Source organism: Alphaproteobacteria bacterium, from assembly GCA_019746225.1.
Classification (GTDB): domain Bacteria; phylum Pseudomonadota; class Alphaproteobacteria; order Paracaedibacterales; family VGCI01; genus VGCI01.
In genome coordinates, this window is record JAIESE010000051.1 from 1 (window position 1) to 19,880 (window position 19,880).

At 43.5% G+C, this 19,880-nt stretch carries 13 protein-coding genes; 8 read left to right on the plus strand and 5 right to left on the minus strand.

The window, feature by feature from the left end; genetic code table 11:
- From K2Y18_08635 to K2Y18_08670, 8 genes are all read left to right on the plus strand, one after another.
- On the plus strand, positions 1–359 hold a 359-nt coding region (locus K2Y18_08635), incomplete at its 5' end, for a hypothetical protein (GenBank protein ID MBX9805800.1).
- Positions 360–448: 89 nt separating this feature from the next.
- Entirely contained in the window at positions 449–1,708 is a 1,260-nt protein-coding gene (gene xseA / locus K2Y18_08640) for an exodeoxyribonuclease VII large subunit (protein MBX9805801.1), read from the plus strand.
- Positions 1,709–1,823: 115 nt separating this feature from the next.
- Positions 1,824–2,129, plus strand: a complete 306-nt coding sequence (locus K2Y18_08645) for an integration host factor subunit alpha (protein MBX9805802.1) — start codon at positions 1,824–1,826, stop codon at positions 2,127–2,129.
- A gap of 150 nt (positions 2,130–2,279) precedes the next feature.
- Positions 2,280–2,900 (plus strand): LysE family translocator, encoded by a 621-nt coding sequence (locus tag K2Y18_08650; protein MBX9805803.1) that lies wholly within the window; start codon positions 2,280–2,282, stop codon positions 2,898–2,900.
- A gap of 123 nt (positions 2,901–3,023) precedes the next feature.
- Positions 3,024–3,962, plus strand: a complete 939-nt coding sequence (gene pdhA / locus K2Y18_08655) for a pyruvate dehydrogenase (acetyl-transferring) E1 component subunit alpha (protein MBX9805804.1) — start codon at positions 3,024–3,026, stop codon at positions 3,960–3,962.
- Positions 3,963–3,982: 20 nt separating this feature from the next.
- Positions 3,983–4,990, plus strand: coding sequence for a pyruvate dehydrogenase complex E1 component subunit beta (locus tag K2Y18_08660; GenBank protein ID MBX9805805.1), 1,008 nt, complete (start codon positions 3,983–3,985; stop codon positions 4,988–4,990).
- Between the two features lie 14 nt (positions 4,991–5,004).
- A complete protein-coding gene (locus tag K2Y18_08665; GenBank protein ID MBX9805806.1) occupies positions 5,005–6,228 on the plus strand; it encodes a pyruvate dehydrogenase complex dihydrolipoamide acetyltransferase in 1,224 nt (407 codons plus the stop codon).
- Between the two features lie 278 nt (positions 6,229–6,506).
- On the plus strand, positions 6,507–7,913 hold the full coding sequence (locus tag K2Y18_08670) for a hypothetical protein (protein MBX9805807.1): 1,407 nt from the start codon (positions 6,507–6,509) through the stop codon (positions 7,911–7,913).
- A 219-nt stretch (positions 7,914–8,132) separates the two neighbouring features.
- Here the strand turns inward: K2Y18_08670 and K2Y18_08675 are convergent, their stop codons facing one another.
- The 5 genes from K2Y18_08675 to K2Y18_08695 form a co-directional block, all read right to left on the minus strand.
- A complete protein-coding gene (locus K2Y18_08675) occupies positions 8,133–8,720 on the minus strand; it encodes a peroxiredoxin (protein MBX9805808.1) in 588 nt (195 codons plus the stop codon).
- Positions 8,721–8,790: 70 nt separating this feature from the next.
- Entirely contained in the window at positions 8,791–9,309 is a 519-nt protein-coding gene (locus tag K2Y18_08680) for a demethoxyubiquinone hydroxylase family protein (GenBank protein ID MBX9805809.1), read from the minus strand.
- Positions 9,291–9,788: a disulfide bond formation protein B gene (locus K2Y18_08685; protein ID MBX9805810.1), complete on the minus strand. Its 498-nt coding sequence runs from the start codon at positions 9,786–9,788 to the stop codon at positions 9,291–9,293. Before K2Y18_08685 ends, K2Y18_08680 begins: the two co-directional genes overlap by 19 nt.
- Positions 9,789–9,815: 27 nt before the next feature.
- The gene (locus tag K2Y18_08690; protein MBX9805811.1) at positions 9,816–10,397 is read right to left on the minus strand and encodes a DedA family protein; all 582 of its coding nucleotides are present in this window, start codon (positions 10,395–10,397) and stop codon (positions 9,816–9,818) included.
- 75 nt (positions 10,398–10,472) lie between these two features.
- The coding region (locus tag K2Y18_08695) for an autotransporter-associated beta strand repeat-containing protein (protein ID MBX9805812.1) at positions 10,473–19,880 on the minus strand (9,408 nt) is incomplete at its 5' end.

Genomic DNA, 19,880 nt, shown 5'->3' on the forward strand with positions numbered 1-19,880 from the left:
AAATTCTTGAAGCTAATGGAGAAGAGAGTTATATTCGTACTGTACTCACCTATGTGGTGGCGCTTGGCGAGACACCTCATCAGGAAGATTTGTTTGAAACAATTAAAGAGCTAAAAACAGTTGATGAGGAGAAGCTAATGACACTGGCAGATTATCTCAAACCCGATGTTTATAAAAGAGGTGTTCAACAAGGCCTCGAACAAGGCCTCGAACAAGGCCTTGAGAAGGGACTTGCTGAGGGTGTAGAGAAAGGTAAAATAGAGATCGCCCGAAATATGCTCGCAAAAGGAGTGGACGTTGGCTTTATTGCTTCCGTAACAGAGATCTCGCAAGATGATCTCGCAAAATTATTGAATTAATTGTTAGAAATTGAAGTATCAACAATTCATCTTTAAGGGTTATCACTTTAGAAAAGTGTGTGTGTGATTCAAGATAAGGCTTTTATTTTATGCTTCCTCTCTCCTCAACTCTCCCTGAATATACCGTCTCTGAGCTTTCTTTTGCGCTGAAAAAAACTGTTGAAGCAGGATTTTCTCGTGTGCGCGTTCGAGGAGAGATTTCAGGGCTAAAACGTCATACCTCAGGACATGTATACTTTGTCTTAAAAGACAACGATGCTGTATTAGATGCCGTGTGCTGGCGCGGAAGCTTTGGAGGACTTTCTTTAAACCCTCAAGATGGTATGGAGGTTATTGCTATTGGTAGGCTTACAACCTATCCAGGACGTTCAAAGTATCAAATTATTGTTGAAGGGATGGAGCTTGCAGGAGAAGGGGCTCTTTTAAAGCTTTTAGAAGCGAGAAAGCGTAAGCTTGCCGCAGAAGGTCTTTTTGATGAAGCGTTGAAAAAACCGCTTCCTTTTCTTCCAGATAAAATTGGAATTATCACATCTCCTACAGGCGCTGTTATTCAAGATATTTTGCACCGCCTCACCGATCGTTTTCCTCTCCCTGTCTTGCTATGGCCCGTGGCTGTTCAAGGGGAAGGGGCATCAATGCAAATTGTAGCTGCAGTGAAAGGATTTAATGAGTTAGAAATCAAACCTGATGTTTTGATTATTGCGCGAGGAGGAGGAAGTTTAGAGGATCTCTGGGCTTTTAATGAGGAAAACGTCGTCAGGGCTGTTGCGGCAAGTCATATTCCTGTGATTTCAGCGGTTGGCCATGAAACTGATGTGACCCTTGTTGATTTTGCCGCTGATAAAAGAGCCCCCACACCAACAGCAGCTGCGGAATTTGCGGTTCCCGTCAAATCTCAATTGACGCAAACTTTTTTGCAATATGGTCTTCAGCTTGCAACCCGTTTGAGTCATATTCTTTCTCTTTATGAGAGTCAGCTTGAGGCCTTGCGGCGGGGGATGCCTCCTTTGGGCGTTTGGCTTGAAGAACGTACCCAAAAGCTAGACGAGTTATTCGAGCGATTGGTCAATGGGGAAGTAAGAGTTATACAACGTCAAACGACTGCTCTTGAACATTTATCTCATCGCCTTACTCCTCCTTTAATGCATATTTTACAGAAGGCTGAGCAACGTTTTATTGCTCTTGCTCAACTTTTAGAGAGCTATTCTTATACGCGGGTGCTTGAACGTGGTTTTGCCTTTGTTACAAAGGGTGAGCAGATACTTGTTTCTTCCAAGTCTATGGTCACATCCCATGAAACGGTTCAGGTTCATTTCCATGACGGAAAGGTAGATGTGGAAATCTTATAGTTATTAATAGTTTATTTGAAGATTTTTAACTTTTCCCATTTGCGATGAAATAATGATGTAAATTATCTTAATTTTTTGCTATCATATAGACGATAATATAAAAAAGGGAAATTTTATGAAGACTTCGACTCTTACGCGCGCAGATATCGTTGATACTCTCGTTAGAGAAGTCGATTTGCCCCGTCAACAGGCAAGTGATCTTTTAGAATTTGTTCTAGAAAGTATGATTCAGTCTTTGGCTCAAAAGAGAAATGTAAAGATTTCATCTTTTGGATCTTTTTATGCTCGTCAAAAGGCAAAACGTGTTGGGCGAAATCCAAAAACAGGGCATGAAGCCATTATTACTCCACGGCGCGTTGTTGCTTTTAAACCTTCTCAATATATGAAAGAAAAGGTGCAAAGGCGCAAAACTTCAGAATAAGAATTATTGCATAGTCTGGGAGGTAAAGCGGCGCTGAAAGGTGCCGCTTTTCTATTCTCTTAAAATGATCCATAAGAGAAAAAATTCATTGGACTTCAACCTTAAAATTCCAGTACTTTGTGCTTAATTAAAACAAGCGGTGCTGAAGTCATGTTGTTTCCTCTTTTGTTTCTCAAAGGTGCATTGATAGGCTTTTTAATTGCCGCGCCAGTTGGGCCTATTGGTATTTTATGTATTCGGCGCACCCTTTCAGGGCGCTATTTGCTGGGGCTGGCTACAGGGCTAGGGGCGGGTCTTGCAGATACATTTTACGGGGCCGTTGCGGGATTCAGCTTGGCCGCTATTTCAGATTTTATCGACACTTATAACGTATTTTTGCGACTTTTTGGGGGTATTCTTTTGGCATGGCTTGGTGTCTATATTTATAGAGCCCCGCCGCGGCATGATAATTTAGACAATGGGTCAAAGGAAACACTTTTCCACGGCTTTATAAGCGCTTTCTTCTTAACCATCTCCAACCCCATCACATTGCTTGTCTTTGCGGCTGCCTTTGCTGCTGTTGGCGTTTCAACTGAAAATGACTCCTTTATGCAAAGTTTAACTCTTGTGACAGGCGTTTTTTTGGGGGCGACTGCCTGGTGGTTTTCACTAAGCACAGGGGTTCAGCTAATGCATCATATGCTTTCTGATACGCAGTTATTGTGGATCAATCGTGTCTCAGGTGTTTTATTGGTAGGATTTTCAATTTTTATGCTTTTAAGCCTTATTTAAATTGAAATTGGGTTGTCAATGGGCTCATTTCTGGGTAACCATGAGGAATAAATTTGTATTAGGAAAGGGTATGTTTTGCCAAAATTACTTTCTCAAAAAGAAGTTTTAAAAGCTTATCGTGATATGCTTTTGATTCGGCGTTTTGAAGAGCGCGCCTCTCAGTTGTATGGCATGGGGTATATTGCAGGATTTTGCCATCTTTACATAGGTCAAGAAGCCGTTGTTGTAGGGATTCAATCGGTTTTAAAGCCTCAAGATACAGTGATTACAGCCTATCGTGACCATGGGCATATGCTGGCCTGTGATATGGATCCCAAGGGCGTGATGGCTGAATTGACTGGCCGTAGTGGAGGTTATTCCAGAGGTAAAGGTGGCTCTATGCATATGTTTAGTCGAGAGAAGAATTTCTTTGGAGGCCACGGCATTGTGGGCGCTCAAATTCCCATTGGAACAGGTCTTGCTTTTGCACACAAATATAAAGAAGACAAGGGCGTTTGTATTGCCTCTATGGGTGATGGGGCCTCCAACCAAGGTCAAGTTTATGAATCCTATAACATGGCTGCTCTTTGGAAACTTCCTGTTGTTTACGTGATTGAAAATAATCACTATGGCATGGGCACATCCGTTGAAAGATCTTCAGCAGGGCCTAATTATTATGGTCGGGGGCAGGGCTGGGGAATTCCCGGAGAAAAAGTTGATGGGATGATTTTAGAAGAGGTTAGAGAGGCAGCGCAGCGGGCAACCGATCATGCGCGCTCTGGAAAAGGCCCTTATATTCTTGAATTTGATACCTATCGTTATCGCGGCCATTCGATGTCTGATCCTGCAAAATATCGCTCAAAGGAAGAAGTGGAAGAGGTTAAGGTACATCGAGATCCCATCGATCATTTTAAAGCTTATATGATTAAAACATTGAAAATCACAGAAGATCAAATCAAAGCCATTGATGATGAGGTAAAAGCAACGGTTTTGGAAGCAGTTGAATTCTCTAAAGCTTCTCCCGAGCCGGATCCGTCAGAGCTTTATACCGATGTTCTTAAAGATGAAATTTCTATCCAATGACCTTAAGCCAAAGAAAAGAGATGCCGATGACTAATTCATCCCTTATTACCCTGTCCGTTAGAGAAGCTCTTCGTGATGGAATGGCCGAAGAAATGACCCGTGATGAAACCGTCTTTTTGATGGGTGAAGAAGTTGCTGAATACAACGGAGCTTACAAAGTCAGTCAAGGCCTTTTGGATCAATTTGGGGCCAAACGTGTTGTGGACACCCCGATTACCGAGCATGGTTTCGCAGGGCTTGGGGTAGGGGCTGCCTTTGGTGGTCTTCGCCCTATTGTGGAGTTTATGACCTTTAATTTTTCCATGCAAGCCATCGATCAAATCATTAACTCCGCGGCAAAAACCCTTTATATGTCTGGCGGTCAAATGGGTTGCCCCATTGTCTTCCGTGGCCCCAATGGTGCGGCCTCTCGTGTGGGGGCTCAGCACTCTCATTGCTATGCCAGTTGGTACGCCCATTGTCCGGGATTAAAAGTAATCAGCCCCTATAGCGCCGGCGATGCCAAGGCGCTCTTAAAGGCTGCAATTCGTGACCCTAACCCGGTTGTTTTTTTAGAAAATGAGCTTCTCTATGGGCAGAACTTTGATGATGTCTCCCAAGATCCTGACTATGTTTTGCCTATTGGTCAGGCTCTGATCAGGCGGGAAGGAAAAGACGTCACCCTGACAGCTTTTTCCATTATGGTGGGTAAAGCTCTGGAAGCAGCTGACCGTTTGGCAGAAGAGGGAATTGAGGCTGAAGTCATCGATTTGCGCACCATTCGTCCCCTTGATGTGGAGACGATTGTTAAATCGGTCATGAAAACAAATCGGATTGTTTCGATTGAGGAAAGCTGGCCCTTTGCCGGGATTGGTTCGGAAATTGCAGCATTGATGATGGAACATGCTTTTGATTACTTGGACGCGCCCGTATTGCGAGTCACAGGTGCAGATGTGCCCATGCCTTATGCAGCTAATTTAGAGCATTTAGCTCTTCCACAAGTTGAATCTATAGTAGAAGCAGCGAAAGCTGTGTGTTATCGTTCTTAAAAAAAGGATTTGGGATGCCTATTGAAATTTTAATGCCAGCTTTATCGCCAACCATGACCGAGGGAAACTTAGTGAAATGGCATAAAAAAGAAGGTGATGTGGTTAAAGCAGGTGATGTTTTAGCGGAAATTGAAACCGATAAAGCCACCATGGAAGTGGAAGCGGTGGATGAAGGAACGGTCGGAAAAATCATCGTTCCAGAAGGCACAGAAAACGTGAAGGTAAATGAAGTCATTGGCCTTATTCTTGAAGAAGGGGAAGATGCTTCCGCTCTTGCGAATGTAAAAACTGAAAAAGCCCCTGTACTTGTTGAAGTGGCAAAAGCTCCAGAAAAAAAACCAGATCTAAAAGTAGTTACTCCTGAGGTATCTACTGGCCCTCGGGTTTTTGCAACACCGCTTGCACGGCGTATTGCTGAAGAAAAAAGTTTAAACCTTGCTACCATTTCTGGATCAGGCCCACGGGGACGCATTGTGCGCACGGATGTTGAATTTGCAAATGTTCCTAGGGCAGCTGGAGTGCCAAGTGTTTCTCTATCAGGTTATGAACCTGAATACGAGGTCATTGTCCCTTCCAGCATGCGAAAAGTGATCGCAAAACGTCTTGTGGAAGCCAAATCAACAATTCCTCATTTTTATGTCAGTATTGATTGTCAAATTGATGCGCTTTTAAAAGCCCGGGAGCAAATCAATGCCCGCGCTGATGGAGCCTTTAAACTTTCCGTGAATGACTTTATTATTAAAGCCTGTGGACTTACCTTAAAGAAAATTCCCGAAGCCAATGCATCCTGGATTAATGACCAGATTTACCAATATACTTCTGCTGATGTGGCGGTGGCTGTCTCCATTGAAGGCGGTCTTATTACGCCCGTAGTGCGTCACGCGGAAGCCAAGGGCCTTGCTGAAATTTCTAAGGAAATGAAAGACCTTGCTGCTCGTGCCCGTGAAGGCAAGCTGAAGCCCGAAGAATTCCAAGGCGGAACCTTTAGTCTTTCCAACATGGGGATGTATGGGGTGAAAGATTTTTCAGCTATTATTAATCCGCCTCAAGCTTGCATTCTTGCCGTAGGCGCAGGTGAAAAGCGTCCTGTCGTTCAGAAAGATGGAACCCTTGCTGCGGCAACGGTGATGACCTGCACCCTTTCTGTTGACCACCGGGTTGTGGATGGAGCTCTTGGCGCTCATTTCCTCAAGGCCTTTAAGGATCTGATTGAAAATCCCGTGATGATGATATTATAGGAGGGTGTGGGGCTAAGTGGAGCTGTACCTTTGAAAAGCTCTACTCCTGGAGCGCTGCTGTGCTGCAACTGTGCACGCATTCCACGTATTTTTTAATTTTATCATCTAGACCATCTAGGGTGTCATCACACTTCTCCCCTTTCTTAAGGGGCCATTTTTCGTGTTATCTAGGACAGCCCCAAATGTTATTATAAACTCCCTGAAAAATTAGCTATCCTATTGATAATTCAAAAAATTCATGATCTACTCTTTTGTAATGGTTAGATAAGGATAGGCAAATGTTCTATGAAAGCTATTCACTCGTTCCAAAATTTATAAGGTTTCTTTGTCTTCTTTTGTTGTTAATGACAGCTCATTTGTATGCAGGGAGTTCCGATGAAGAGGAGGATACCTCTAGTGGTGGAAGTGTGCGACTTAAACCACAAGTAGATACCGCTCCTTTTCTTAAGAAAAAGCGACATTTTACTCCTATATGGTCTAAGAAAACAACTCATCGTTCTTCGCAAGAGTTTTTATCTTTAAAAGCAAATTTGGAGTTACGGGCTCAACAATTACCAGAGCTACGGAAATTTTTGGAATTCGGGACGTCTCGTGGTCTTCTCTTTCGTGACAAAGATATGGAGAAGAAAGCTTTTTTTGAAAATCTAAAAACTTTATATGATTTTTATCTAGAGAATTTTCACATTCTTATTGATTGTGAGATAATTGGCAATAAAAAAACTCAAACTTTCTCAACAGAAATACCTAAGTTAAAAGAGGCTTCTCAACAAGTTTTCCAATCCTTAAAAATTATTTTTTGTGATGCAAGGGAAGACCTTGAAATTATAAAGTCTTATCGTAAGAGATTTAGTGAAGAATTTAAAAAAGGGAAAGAAAAAGAGACAAGTATAAGGTCAAAAGAAAGAGAAGAATACCGTCAAGATCGTATCTATACTACAGTACAAGTTGTTCAAATGATTGATCAAATTTACACACAATATCATTTCTTTTTAAAAATGCTTCCTACTTTTAGATCGGTTTTTGAAGAACTGCTTTTTATGGGATCAAAAATTGATTTTTTAGATCTCAAGGGAAAATCAAAAAAAAGAGTTCAGCAATCAGAGAATTCAGAATTGTTTTCAATAGAAAGCGAGCTGCGAGAAATGATGGGTACTCTTCCAGGAAGGTATTTATCGGAAATTAACCCTTTAAATGCTATTTTATCTGCTCATGGGGAAAATCCTGTTCAAAGTGATCCAAATCTTTATGAAGCCAGGGTTTCTCATAACCAATTTGTTTATCTACTCGAAGGGATCATAGATGAGCATAAGGAAGAGGAATGGACTCGTAAGTTAGAAGAGACTCTTTCAAAGTTCGAGATTGATGAAAAGAGTTTATTGACTAAAATAGCTCAATCACTCCGCGATCCCTTAGCAGATGTGTGGAAAGAGACTTCTTCGTCCCCTTCCTCTTCTCCAGGAACTACGCACAAAATGGAAGAACCTAAACGAAAAAATTCAACTCAAACAACTTTTGAAAACTTTAAAAGAACATTAAGTCGAAGAAAGTTAAGTAAAGAAAGTGCAAAGTTTGAAGTTGAAAAATCTGAAGAAGAGTTAGAGTACGTCGAAAAAGAAACAATAAAAGAAAAAATGCAAGCCCTTGGCGCTAAGTTACATCGTAAAAATAAAAAAACTAAGGAATAATTGAACACCGGCTTTTTCAGAAATCGTTTGTTTTAATAGATGGTGGGTCTCCGAGTAAAAACGAGGGGGAGACTCAGCCACTTGAGATGACATTCAGTGTCTTTAAGAGGTGGTTTTGACAATTCTTGCCAATGGATACTCATTATAATCACACCATATCGCACCATCAAAATGTGAATTTAATGGTGTGATTAGGTGTGATTCACGCTGTGGAAGCAATTAGCTGGCGGCATTAACAAGGTAATTCGCCACGCTTTCTGTAGTTGTCTTAATGGCATCTTTGCCTTTTGACCAGTTGGCGGGACAGACTTCCCCATGCTTTTCTGTATGTTGCAAAGCCAGAAGCATACGTAAAGCTTCTTCCACGCTACGTCCTAAGGGGAGGTCATTGACCACCTGATGGCGGACAATCCCATCGCAATCGATAAGGAAAAGACCACGATAGGCAACGCCTTCAGGGCATAGAACGTCATACTCGCGGGCAATGTTACCGCCCAAATCTGAAAGAAGGCCATAGGTAACGCCTTGAATGCCGCCTTTTTCCTTGGGTGTGTTCAGCCAGGCCATATGGGAGAAATGGCTATCAACGCTGCAGCCCAAAACAACGCAGTTGTTATCATTGAATTCTTTAAGGCAAGCTTGAAAAGCATGAAGCTCGGTTGGGCAAACAAAGGTAAAATCGAGAGGATAGAAGAAAAGAACAACATATTTTCCTTTATAATCTTTAAGTTCTACCTCAGTGCATTGATCCTTAACCACACACTTTGCTTTGAAATTAGGGGCTTGTTTTCCAACGAGTACGCTCATAGTTCTTTCTCCTTTAATTAATCGTTCTTATAACTTAGTGCCTTCAAATGTATTTTACAAGAGTATGGTCTTACACCCGCTCGGAAAGCCAAATAGCAAAACGGGAGGCGGTTTTAATTCCTTTGGAAAGAAGAGCATAGGCCGGCGCCTCTTCGGCTCCTTTTTCAAGGGCGAGGTCTCGATGCTCTTGTTCTTCTCTCTGGAACTTTTTAATAACCTTACTTAGGGCTGGATTTTGTTTTTTCAAGCGGTGCAACTGCTTTTCATAGTGAGCATCAATAACTTCTTCAACAGCCGCAGTGCAGGCCATGGCTGCTTTTTCACCTAAAAGAGCAGTACCTGCGCCCAGTGCATAGCCAGCAATATGCCAAAGAGGCTGCAGAAGGGTAGGGCGCACACGATTCTTCACAACCCATTCTTCAAAGGTATGTAAATGAACCTCTTCTTGAGTTTTCATGTGTTCTAAAAGGGGTGCAGAGGGGCTATTTCTCAAAATAGCTAACTGTCCCTCATAGATGCGTTTTGCTCCATATTCCCCTGCTAAGTTAACGCGGAGCAGGGGGGCTATATCTACCTTTTCCAAAACCATATTCCACAGAAAAGTGCCAAGGCAAGAGAAATAAGAGCATTATACGCCGCAAGAGAAAGGCCAAAAACGCTCCAAGTCACTTGGTCACAGCGTACAAAAGGTGTTTTCAAGAGCTGCTCTTTCAAGGATTCAATGGATTCAAAAGCACTAAAATCATTGGCAGCACAAAAGGAGGGAAGTTCAACCCAATGCTGTTGAATAGCCACGTGATAGCTCGCAAGTCCTGCACCGAAAAGGAAAATAAATCCTATTAGCAAAACTGCATAAGGTTTAAAGCGATTAGGAATAAGAAAAAAAGAAAGGAGAGAAAAGCCACCAGCCGTGAGGAAAACATCGCGTTCATAAAGACACATTTGGCATGGGTGAATACCAAAGAAATTTTCCATGATGTAGGCGGCAATTAAGATGCTTGCACAGATAAGGGCTAATGCTCCTAGTGTATTTCTAGGTGTAAGACAATGAAAATACTTTAGGCACATAAGCCCCTCCCATTTGTTTTTTTATTTTCATCCTAAAGCATAAATAATTCCAAAGCCACCGACAAGGGCCGCAAGAGCCGTGAGAGTAACAAAAGTTAAATTTTTGTCGATATACTCTTTGATGGTGGGGCCAAAATACCAGAATAAGGCTGCTAGAGTGAAAAAGCGGAAGCCACGCGCAATAATAGATGCAATGGTAAAGGAGGTAAAATCAAGTCCCGTCACACCACAAGCAATTGTCACAACCTTATAGGGAATGGGGGTGAGGCCCTTTAACGCCACAATCCAGAAACCCCACTCATTAAAGCTGTGTTGAAAACGATCAAAGGCTCCCTGAAGACCATAAGCTTGTAAGATAAATTCACCTAAGGTCTCATAAAGGCCATAGCCAATGGCATAACCCAGCCAGCCGCCAATGACGGAAGAGACGGTGCAAATAATGGCCAGCTCCCAAATGCGGTCGCGACGCGCGAAAAGCATCGCAATATAAAGTGGGTCAGGTGGTATTGGAAAAAAAGAACTTTCAGCAAAAGCAACAGCGGCAAGAATCCAGATGGCATAAGGATGATTTGCAAAACTTAAGATCCAATTATAACTTCTTTGCAGCATGCTTACTCCTTCATTAACTGTAACCACAGGAGAGGTAGCACGTTCTGTGGATAAGTTCAATGAAAATAGGGTATATTAAAAATTATAACCAAGGTTAAGCATGATTTGTCCTAACTTTTCACCACTCCCCGCTTCTGCATTGATGTCTCCTGAGATATAGATGCCGTTTTTAAATTGAGTAGTGAGGGAGAGTCCTGAGCTAAGCAAATTACGGACCCGATTATCTCCATAAACTGTGGTTCCAAAGCTTTGGCCGTTGAGATTAAACTTTTCTCTCTTACCAATATTACCCAAAGGTCTTTTTTGTACCCAAGAGAGTTTTACAGAAGGGTATATGATAGTTTCATCGCAAGTAAAGAAGTAAGAAACGATAGGTCCTAGTTCGGTGCGGGCGAATTGAGAAGTATTGCTTGCGATCTTTGCATTCAAACTGTTAGCACCCTTTTCACTGAAGGCCGTTTCATGGAGACCAACGTATGCAAAGTTGAAGAAAGGTTGGATAAGCGTTTTTCCAACAGTCCAGAGGTAACCAGCTTCAAGATCCGTTGCGAAAGAAAGACCATTGTGGGTTGAACTGGCGGTGCGATTAATGTTTTGAAACTTAATATTTCGCCGTGCTTTATAGCGTCCTCCACCCAAGGCTATTTGACCATCAAGATAAAACCCTGTTTTGCTGAGCCAAAGGGCGTAAATGCCACCAAAATAGCTTTTTATGTTGCCGTTTCCTCGATGCTGCGTCCAATCAAAGTGTGTCTTTATAATGCTGCTAAAGATACCCACATACGTATTGGGAGCTACAAGCGTATCTCCACCCACAGTAACTCCAAAGATATTGCTTGTTGTTCCAGCAAGAGAAGAAGAGTTCTTCTTACGCCCTGCTTGACCATAAGGTTCAATCCAAACGTTGGATTTGCCAATTTGAATTGCTTTTTGAAGCTGTAAGCTGCTCTTATTAAAAGAGGGAGCTCCAAACTTATCTTTTGCATTTTTAGCCTGTTTAGACGCTATGGCATTGTAATTCATAGGCTGAAAACCGCCTCTAAGATTTCGGTTATGAAGATAATTTTGGAAGCTGTCTAACTTCTCTGAAACAATTTCATCCATAGTTAAGGACTTGAGATAATGGTTGTTAATCAGACGTTGTTGTTGACTGCTGACCGATTGTCTTAATAAATTTGTTTTGTCAAAAGCAAGAAATACTAACTCACGATAAGGATCAGGACTGATCTGGTTTAAGGCAGCAGTAAGGGCAGTTGTTCCTTCAGCAGCCGCATCACTCAAAGCATTGAGGACCGTCTTCAAATCAGGCGTGACTTTTCCTTTGGCTACAATTTCATCAATATATTGAGCTATAATCCCTGCATTTCCTGATGAAACGAGAGAAGAAAAACTTGCTCCTTTAACTATAAGTTCAACAGCATTGGGGAGATAGTTCAAGGTAAAGCTTAAACTAGTTATGGGAGGAACGCTAGCAAAGTGACCAATGACACCGTTCCCTGCGGTTAAAAAGATATAAGTCCTGTGAACAAAACTAGAAACGCTTCCTAAGGGAAGTACATTTAATATACCATCAAGAGTTGCTGTACCTTTTACTTGAAGCAAATCCGTCAGACCTGATGGTGTGATTTCGATGTTTAAAGCTCTTCCCGCTTCTTGAGTATAAGAACCATTTATAAATAAGGTTCCAATGGAATTTCCTGGGGAAACAATACCACCGTTAATTAAGCTCCCCGAAGTACCGTTGCCTCCATAAACTGTACCTGGGGTTACAATAACAGTAGACGCCAAGGTTCCATTGTTAATAAGAGTTCCCTCTGCAATTGTTGTTGTACCTGTGTAGGTATTGGCCCCTGAAAGGGTGAACGTTCCCGTTCCTGTCTTTGTCAATCCCCCTGTGCCAGACATAATACCTGAATAGGTCGTGCTTGTGTTATTTCCGCCCGTCGTTAAGCTAAAGGCATTTAAAGTCATGCGTCCATTTCCAGCGAGAGAACCAATGGTTCTATTGGCATTGAGGTTAAAGACGCCTGGACTTGTGATCGTAAGAACGGTAGCAGTGGGAATGGTTCCCTGAAGGATTCCATTATTAACTGTTGTGGGACCTGTATAGGTATTGGCCCCTGAAAGGGTGAACGTTCCCGTTCCTGTCTTAATCAAACCCCCTGTGCCAGACATGATGCCTGCATAGGTCGTACTTGCGTTGTTGCCTCCAGTAGTTAGGTGAAAGGTATTTAAAGTTACACGTCCATTTCCAGCGAGAGAGCCAATGGTTCTATCAGCATTGAGATTAAAGATGCCTGGATTTGCGATTGTAAGAGCGGAAGCACTGGGGATAGCTCCTTGAAGGCTTCCATTATTAACTGTTGTAGGTCCTGTGTAAGCATTGGTCCCTGAAAGGGTGAAAGTTCCCGTTCCTGTCTTCGTCAACCCCCCTGTGCCGGACATGATACCTGCATAGGTCGTATTTGTGTTATTTCCGCCCGTCGTTAAGTTAAAGGCATTTAAAGTTATGCGTCCATTTCCAGCGAGAGAACCGATAGTTCTATTGGCATTGAGGTTAAAGACGCCTGGACTTGTGATCGTAAGAGCGGAAGTACTGGGGATAGTTCCTTGAAGGATTCCATTATTAACTGTTGTGGGACCTGTATAGGTATTGGCACCCGAAAGGGTGAAAGTTCCTGTTCCTGTCTTTATTAATCCACCTGTGTCAGACATAATGCCTGAGTAAGTCGTACTTGTGTTGTTTCCACCCGTCGTTAGGATAAAGGCATTTAGAGTAACGCCTCCATTGCCGGTGAGCGAACCAATGGTTCTATTGGCATTGAGATTAAAGACACCTGGATTTGTGACCGTAAGGGCTGTAGAAGTGGGAACACTTCCTTGAAGGATTCCATTATTCACCGTTGTAGGTCCTGCATAAGTATTGGCGCCTGAAAGGGTTAAAGTTCCAGCTCCTGATTTTGTAAGAGTACCTATTCCACTGATGTTTCCTGCAAAAGTACCAGCTGTGGTTTGGTTAAAGACAAGAGCAGCATTATCAAGGATATTCCCTCTGAGACTTGCCGTATTCCCTGTAAGAATTCCCGCAGTGATTGTTGTTCCTCCTGTATAGGTATTTGCTCCTGAAAGAGTCAGATTTCCAGCACCTAGCTTTGTAAGAGTTCCCGTTCCACTGATGTTTCCAGCAAAAGTTCCAGCTGTGGTTTGGTTAAAGACAAGGGCAGCATTATCAAGAATATTCCCTGTAAGGCTTGTTGTATTGCCTGTAAGAGTTCCTCCAGTAATTGTGGTTCCTCCAGTATAGGTGTTGGCTCCTGAAAGAGTAAAGTTTCCCGTTCCTGTCTTTGTTAGCCCCCCTGTGCCGGACATGACACCTGAGTAGGTTGTACTTGCATTATTACCTCCTGTGGTTAGGATAAAGGCATTTAAAGTGACGCTTCCATTGCCGGTGAGTGAACCAATAGTTCTATTGGCATTGAGATTAAAGACACCTGGATTTGTGACTGTAAGAGCTGTAGCAGTGGGGACAACTCCTTGAAGGATTCCATTATTCACCGTTGTAGGTCCTGCATAGGTATTGGCGCCTGAAAGGGTTAAAGTTCCAACTCCTGACTTTGTAAGAGTACCTGTTCCACTGATGTTTCCTGCAAAAGTACCAGCTGCGGTTTGGTTGAAGATAAGAGAAGCATTATCAAGGATATTCCCTCTGAGACTTGTCGTATTCCCTGTAAGAGTTCCCGCAGTGATTGTGGTTCCTCCTGTATAGGTATTCATTCCTGAAAGAGTCAGATTTCCAGCACCTAGCTTTGTAAGAGTTCCCGTTCCACTGATGTTTCCAGCAAAAGTTCCAGCTGTGGTTTGATTGAAGACAAGGGCAGCATTATCAAGGATATTCCCTGTAAGGCTTGTTGTATTGCCTGTAAGAGTTCCCGCAGTAATTGTGGTTCCTCCTGTATAGGTATTGGTTCCTGAAAGGGTAAAGTTTCCCGTTCCTATCTTCGTCAACCCCCCTGTGCCGGACATGATACCTGAGTAAGTCGTACTTGTGTTGTTTCCGCCCGTCGTTAGGGTAAAGGCATTTAAAGTGACGCCTCCATTGCCGACGAGTGAACCAATGGTTTGGTTGGCTAGGAGGCTGAAGTGACCAGGATTTAAAACCGTAAGAGCGGAAGAAGTGGAGACAGTTCCTTGAAGGATCCCATTATTCACCGTTGTAGGTCCTGTATAGGTATTGGCCCCTGAAAGGGTGAAAATTCCCGTTCCTGTCTTTGTCAAACCCCCTGTGCCGGACATGATGCCTGAATAGGTTGTACTTGTGTTGTTTGCACCTGTTGTTAAGTTAAAGGCATTTAAAGTGACGCCTCCATTGCCGGCGAGTGAACCAATAGCTTGGTTGGCTGTGAGATTAAAGTGACCAGGGTTTAAAACCGTAAGAGCAGAAGCAGAGGAAACGGTCCCTTGAAGGATTCCATTGTTCACCATTGTAGGACCTGTATAGGTACTGGCACCTGAAAGAGTGAAAGTTCCCGTTCCTGCCTTTGTCAAACCCCCTGTACCGGACATAATGCCTGAATAGGTCGTGCTTGTGTTGTTCCCGCCCGTAGTTAGGGTAAAGGCCCCTAAACTTACATTTCCAGCTCCCGTTAGAGATCCTATAGTTTGATTGGTTCCATTGAGACTATAGGTCGCTCCTCCATTTACTGTAAGGGCCGTGGTTGTAGGGAGAAATCCTGCTAGTGTTCCTCCGTTAACCACTGTCGCTCCAGTGTAAGTCGGAGTTGTTGTTAACGTCAAAATACCGTTGCCTATTTTAGTGAGACTTCCCCCCACTCCACTTATAATTCCGCTGATGGTATTTGAGATATTGAGCCCGCCAAGAATTAAATTCTTTGCTCCCAAAATAATATTTCCTGCCCCTGAAAGAGATCCTACACTTAAGCTAGGGCCAGAAATTCCACTGATATTAACAGTGGCTCCACCATTATTAGAAATGGCTGCATTATTTGCCGCTGCAGCCCCCGTGAAATTTATCGCTCCATTGTTTGTAACAGGGTTGCTGGCCGCAAGGGTTGATCCTGCTATGTTAAAGACAGATCCTGCATTCACAGTGACAGGACCACTTAAAGATCCTATTAATGTTAGTGTTCCACTGCCAATAGTTGTCCTACCTGTATAGGTATTAGCACCTGAAAGGGTGAAAGTTCCTGCTCCTGTTTTCGTCAATCCCCCTACACCGGACATAATGCCTGAGTAGGTCGTGCTTGCATTATTCCCGCCGGTAGTTAGGGTAAAGGCCCCTAAACTTACGTTTCCAGCTCCTGTTAGAGATCCTATGGTTTGATTGGCTCCATTGAGATTATAGGTTGCTCCTCCATTCACCGTCAAAATGGTACTTGTGGGCAGAAAACCTGCTAACGTTCCCCCACTAACCACTGTTGCTCCAGTGTAAGTCGGAGTTGTCGTTAACGTCAAAATACCGTTGCCTATTTTAGTGAGACTTCCTCCCACTCCACTTATAATTCCGCTGATGGTATTTGAGATATTGAGTCCGCCAAGAATTAAATTCTTTGCTCCCAAAATAATATTTCCTGCCCCTGAAAGGGAGCCTATGCTTAAGCTAGGGCCGGAAACTCCACTAATATCAACGGTGGCTCCTCCATTGTTAGTAATGGTCGCATTATTCGCGGCTGCAGCGCCCGTAAAATTTGTGGTTCCATTGTTTGTAATAAAGTTGCTGGCCACAAGGGTTGATCCTGCTACATTAAAGACAGATCCTGCATTCACAGTGATAGGTCCACTTAAAGACCCTGTTAGGGTCAACGTTCCACTATTAATGGTTGTTCTACCTGTATAAGTATTGGCCCCTGCAAGCGTGAAAATTCCTGATCCTTGCTTTGTTATTCCACCTGTACCAAAGGCGACGCCTCCAAAATTTGTTGAAAGATTATTTCCGCCGGTTGTTAAGGTGAAAGCTCCTAGCTCAACGCTCCCAAGGCCTTGCAAAGCTCCGATTGTCTCATTAGTAAGGAGAGTGAGTTCAGAGCCTGGCGTTAGCGTAATTGTTTCATTATCTGGAATGCCTCCTCCTCCAACTTGAACATCACCCCCATTAATTGTGATACCTCCCGTAAAAGTATTCGCGCCTAGAAGGGTAAGAATCCCTGATCCATCCTTAATCAACCCCCCTGTGCCCGACATAACACCTGAATAGGTTGTCGATGCATTATTTCCTCCCGTCGTAAGACTAAAGGCATTCAAATGAATATCCCCCGAACCTATAAGAGCTGCCGTGGTTTGGTTAGCTGTAAGATCGTAACGCCCAGGACTGTTTACTGTAAGGACGGTTGTTGCTGGAAGAATTCCTTGAAGAATACCATCATTGATAGTTGTAGGTCCTGTGTAGGTTGGAACGGTTGATATTGCTACAGTTCCTGTTCCTATTTTAGTGAGACTTCCTCCCACCCCACTTATAATTCCACTGATGGTATCTAAGACGGTATTGAGTCCGCCAAGGGTTAAGTTTTTTGCCCCTAAAATAATATTCCCTGCCCCTGAAAGAGATCCTATATTTATGCTAGCCCCAGAGATTCCACTAATATTAACAGTGGCGCCTCCATTGTTAGTGATGGTCGCATTATTCGCGGCTGCAGCGGCCGTAAAATTTGTGGTTCCATTATTTGTAACAGGGGCACTGGCTAAAAGAGTTGATCCTGCCACATTAAAGACAGATCCTGCATTCACAGCTACAGGGCCGCTTAAAGATCCCGTCAACGTGAAACTCCCACCATTTACAGTTGTTGTTCCCGTGTTTCCTCCTACACCTGAGAAAGAAAAGTCTCCTGTTCCTGCTTTTGTCACTCCTCCTGTACCAGAGAAAGTTCCTGAATAAGTTGTTGAGTTGTTATTTCCTCCAAGAGTAAGAGTAGAGGCACCTAATTGAACAAAGCCGGCTCCCTGAAGAGATCCTATGGTCTCATTCGCTCCATTAAGATTATAGGTTCCCCCTCCGTTTATGGTCAGAGGTGTCACCGTGGGAAGAATTCCTGCCAATGTCCCGGCGTTGATTGTTGAGTTGCCTGTGTAAGTTGGAAGTGTTGTTATCGTGAAAGTGCCTGTTCCGGCTTTCGTTAATCCTCCTCCTGCACCAGAAAAGACTCCAGAATATGTCGTATTAGTGTTATTTCCTCCAGTTGTAAGAGTAGAGGCTCCTAAACTTACATTTCCAGCACCCGCCAGAGATCCTATTGTTTGATTGGCTCCATTGAGATTATAAGTTGCTCCTCCGTTCACTGTCAAAGCTGTGTTTGTAGGCAGAGAACCTGCTAATGTTCCTCCACTAATCAATGTCGCTCCTGTATAGGTTGGAGCTGTTGTTATTGTAAAGGTTCCTGCTCCTGCTTTCGTTAATCCTCCCCCTAAACCGCTATCGGAGAGAATTCCTGAATAGGTCGTGTTTGTATTGTTGCCTGTGGTAAGAGTGTTTGCTCCTAGAGTTACATTTCCATTTCCAGAGAGTGAACCAATGGTTTGGCTGGCTGTAAGATTAAAAACTCCGGGACTTGTGACCGTAAGAGCTGAAGCAGAGGGTACGGTTCCTTGAAGGATTCCATTATTAACTGTTGTAGGGCCTGTATAGGTATTGGCCCCTGAAAGGGTGAAAGTTCCTGTTCCCGTCTTAGTCAACCCTCCTCCTGCGCCAGAAAGAACTCCTGAGAAAAGTGTTGATTTATGATCCCCTCCCGTTGTTAGGATAAAGGCTCCTAAGCTTACATTTCCAGCTCCCGTCAAAGATCCTATGGTTCGATTAGCCCCATCCAAGTTATAGGTTCCTCCTCCATTTACTGTAAGAGCGGTTCCTGTTGGAAGAAATCTTGCTAACGTTCCTCCATTAATAGTTGTTGTTCCTTGGTAGGTTGGAGCCGTGGCTAGTGTTAATGTGTTTGTCCCTGTTTTAATAAGGTTTCCAAGTCCACTGACAATACCAGAAATCGTATTTGCTAAATTCAATCCTCCAAGGGTTAGTGTTTTAATCCCCAATACAACAGCTCCCCCACCGGAAAGAGAACCAATGCTTATTCCAGATCCAGAAATTCCACTAATGTCAACAGTGGCTCCTCCATTATTTGTAATGGTTGCATTAGTCGCCACTGCAGCGCCCGTAAAATTTGTGGTTCCATTGTTTGTAACAGGGTTAGCAGCTGAAAGCGTAGCGCCTGCAACATTAAAGATAGATCCTGTACTCACATTTATAGGCCCGTTTAAAGCCCCTGTTAATGTTAATGCTCCCCCATTAATTGTTGTAGCACCTGTATAAGTATTGGCGCCTGAAAGGGTAAGGTTCCCAGCGCCTAACTTTATAAAGGTACCCGTTCCACTGATGATGCCTGCAAAGGTGCCAGCTGCGGCTTGGTTCAAGACAAGAGTCGCATTGTCAATAATGTTTCCTGTAAGGCTTGTGGCATTTCCTGTTAGAGTTCCACCCGTAATTGTGGTCCCTCCCGTGTAAGTATTAGCGCCGCCAAGGATTAGAGTTCCAGCACCTGTCTTTGTGAGAGCGCCTGTACCTCCAATGGTTCCGTTAAGAGTTGTTGTGGTTGCTCCTGGTGTGACATTAAAGGTTCCCCCTCCAGCATTTAAGGTAATGCCTCGGGCACTTGTAAAACTTGCTGTTGTTTGGAGTGTTCCGTTATTGAGCGTTAACGTATTAGTCCCAGAACCGTTTCCAATTCCATCAGTAGTTGCAATGGAAATGCTTCCTCCATTAATCGTTGTGGAGCCGGAGTAAGCGTTAGTCCCGCCGAGAATTAGGGTTCCAGTGCTTGACTTTGTAAGAGTTCCAGCTCCACTAATAATTCCTCCAAAACTGGAATTTGCAGCTTGGTTGAATACTACTGCTGTTGCATTGTTTATATTTCCTGTTAGACCAGCTGTATCTCCCGTGAAAGTCAGAACTCCCCCACTAATTGTTGTCAGACCTCCATAAGTATTGGCACCTGAAAGGGTGAGGTTTCCAGCCCCTGACTTTGTAAGAGTTCCAAGTCCACTAATGATTCCTCCAAAACTGGAATTTGCAGCTTGGTTGAATACTACTGCAGTTGCATTGTTCATGTTGCCTGTTAAACCAGCTGTACTTCCTGCAAAGGTCAGAGTTCCGCCACTAATTGTTGTCAGACCTCCATAGGTATTGGCGCCTGAAAGAGTAAGGTTCCCAGCGCCTAACTTTGTAAAGCTCCCCGTTCCACTGATGACGCCTGCAAAGGTACCAGCTGCGGCTTGGTTAAAGACAAGAGCCGCATTGTCAACAATGTTTCCTGTAAGGCTTGTGGTGTTTCCTGTAAGAGTTCCCGCAGTAATTGTGATACCACCTGTGTAGGTATTGGCACCTGAAAGAGTGAGGTTTCCAGCCCCTAACTTTGTAAAGCTCCCCGTTCCACTGATGACGCCTGCAAAGGTACCAGCTGCGGCTTGGTTAAAGACAAGAGC

Excerpts from the sequence above, each read along its gene's own strand:
- xseA (MBX9805801.1), top strand. The coding sequence starts at position 449 with ATGCTTCCTCTCTCCTCAACTCTCCCTGAATATACCGTCTCTGAGCTT.
- K2Y18_08650 (MBX9805803.1), top strand. The coding sequence starts at position 2,280 with ATGTTGTTTCCTCTTTTGTTTCTCAAAGGTGCATTGATAGGCTTTTTA.
- K2Y18_08670 (MBX9805807.1), top strand. The coding sequence starts at position 6,507 with ATGTTCTATGAAAGCTATTCACTCGTTCCAAAATTTATAAGGTTTCTT.
- K2Y18_08685 (MBX9805810.1), bottom strand. The coding sequence starts at position 9,788 with ATGTGCCTAAAGTATTTTCATTGTCTTACACCTAGAAATACACTAGGA.
- K2Y18_08675 (MBX9805808.1), bottom strand. The coding sequence starts at position 8,720 with ATGAGCGTACTCGTTGGAAAACAAGCCCCTAATTTCAAAGCAAAGTGT.
- K2Y18_08665 (MBX9805806.1), top strand. The coding sequence starts at position 5,005 with ATGCCTATTGAAATTTTAATGCCAGCTTTATCGCCAACCATGACCGAG.
- pdhA (MBX9805804.1), top strand. The coding sequence starts at position 3,024 with ATGCTTTTGATTCGGCGTTTTGAAGAGCGCGCCTCTCAGTTGTATGGC.
- K2Y18_08680 (MBX9805809.1), bottom strand. The coding sequence starts at position 9,309 with ATGGTTTTGGAAAAGGTAGATATAGCCCCCCTGCTCCGCGTTAACTTA.
- K2Y18_08690 (MBX9805811.1), bottom strand. The coding sequence starts at position 10,397 with ATGCTGCAAAGAAGTTATAATTGGATCTTAAGTTTTGCAAATCATCCT.
- K2Y18_08645 (MBX9805802.1), top strand. The coding sequence starts at position 1,824 with ATGAAGACTTCGACTCTTACGCGCGCAGATATCGTTGATACTCTCGTT.
- K2Y18_08660 (MBX9805805.1), top strand. The coding sequence starts at position 3,983 with ATGCCGATGACTAATTCATCCCTTATTACCCTGTCCGTTAGAGAAGCT.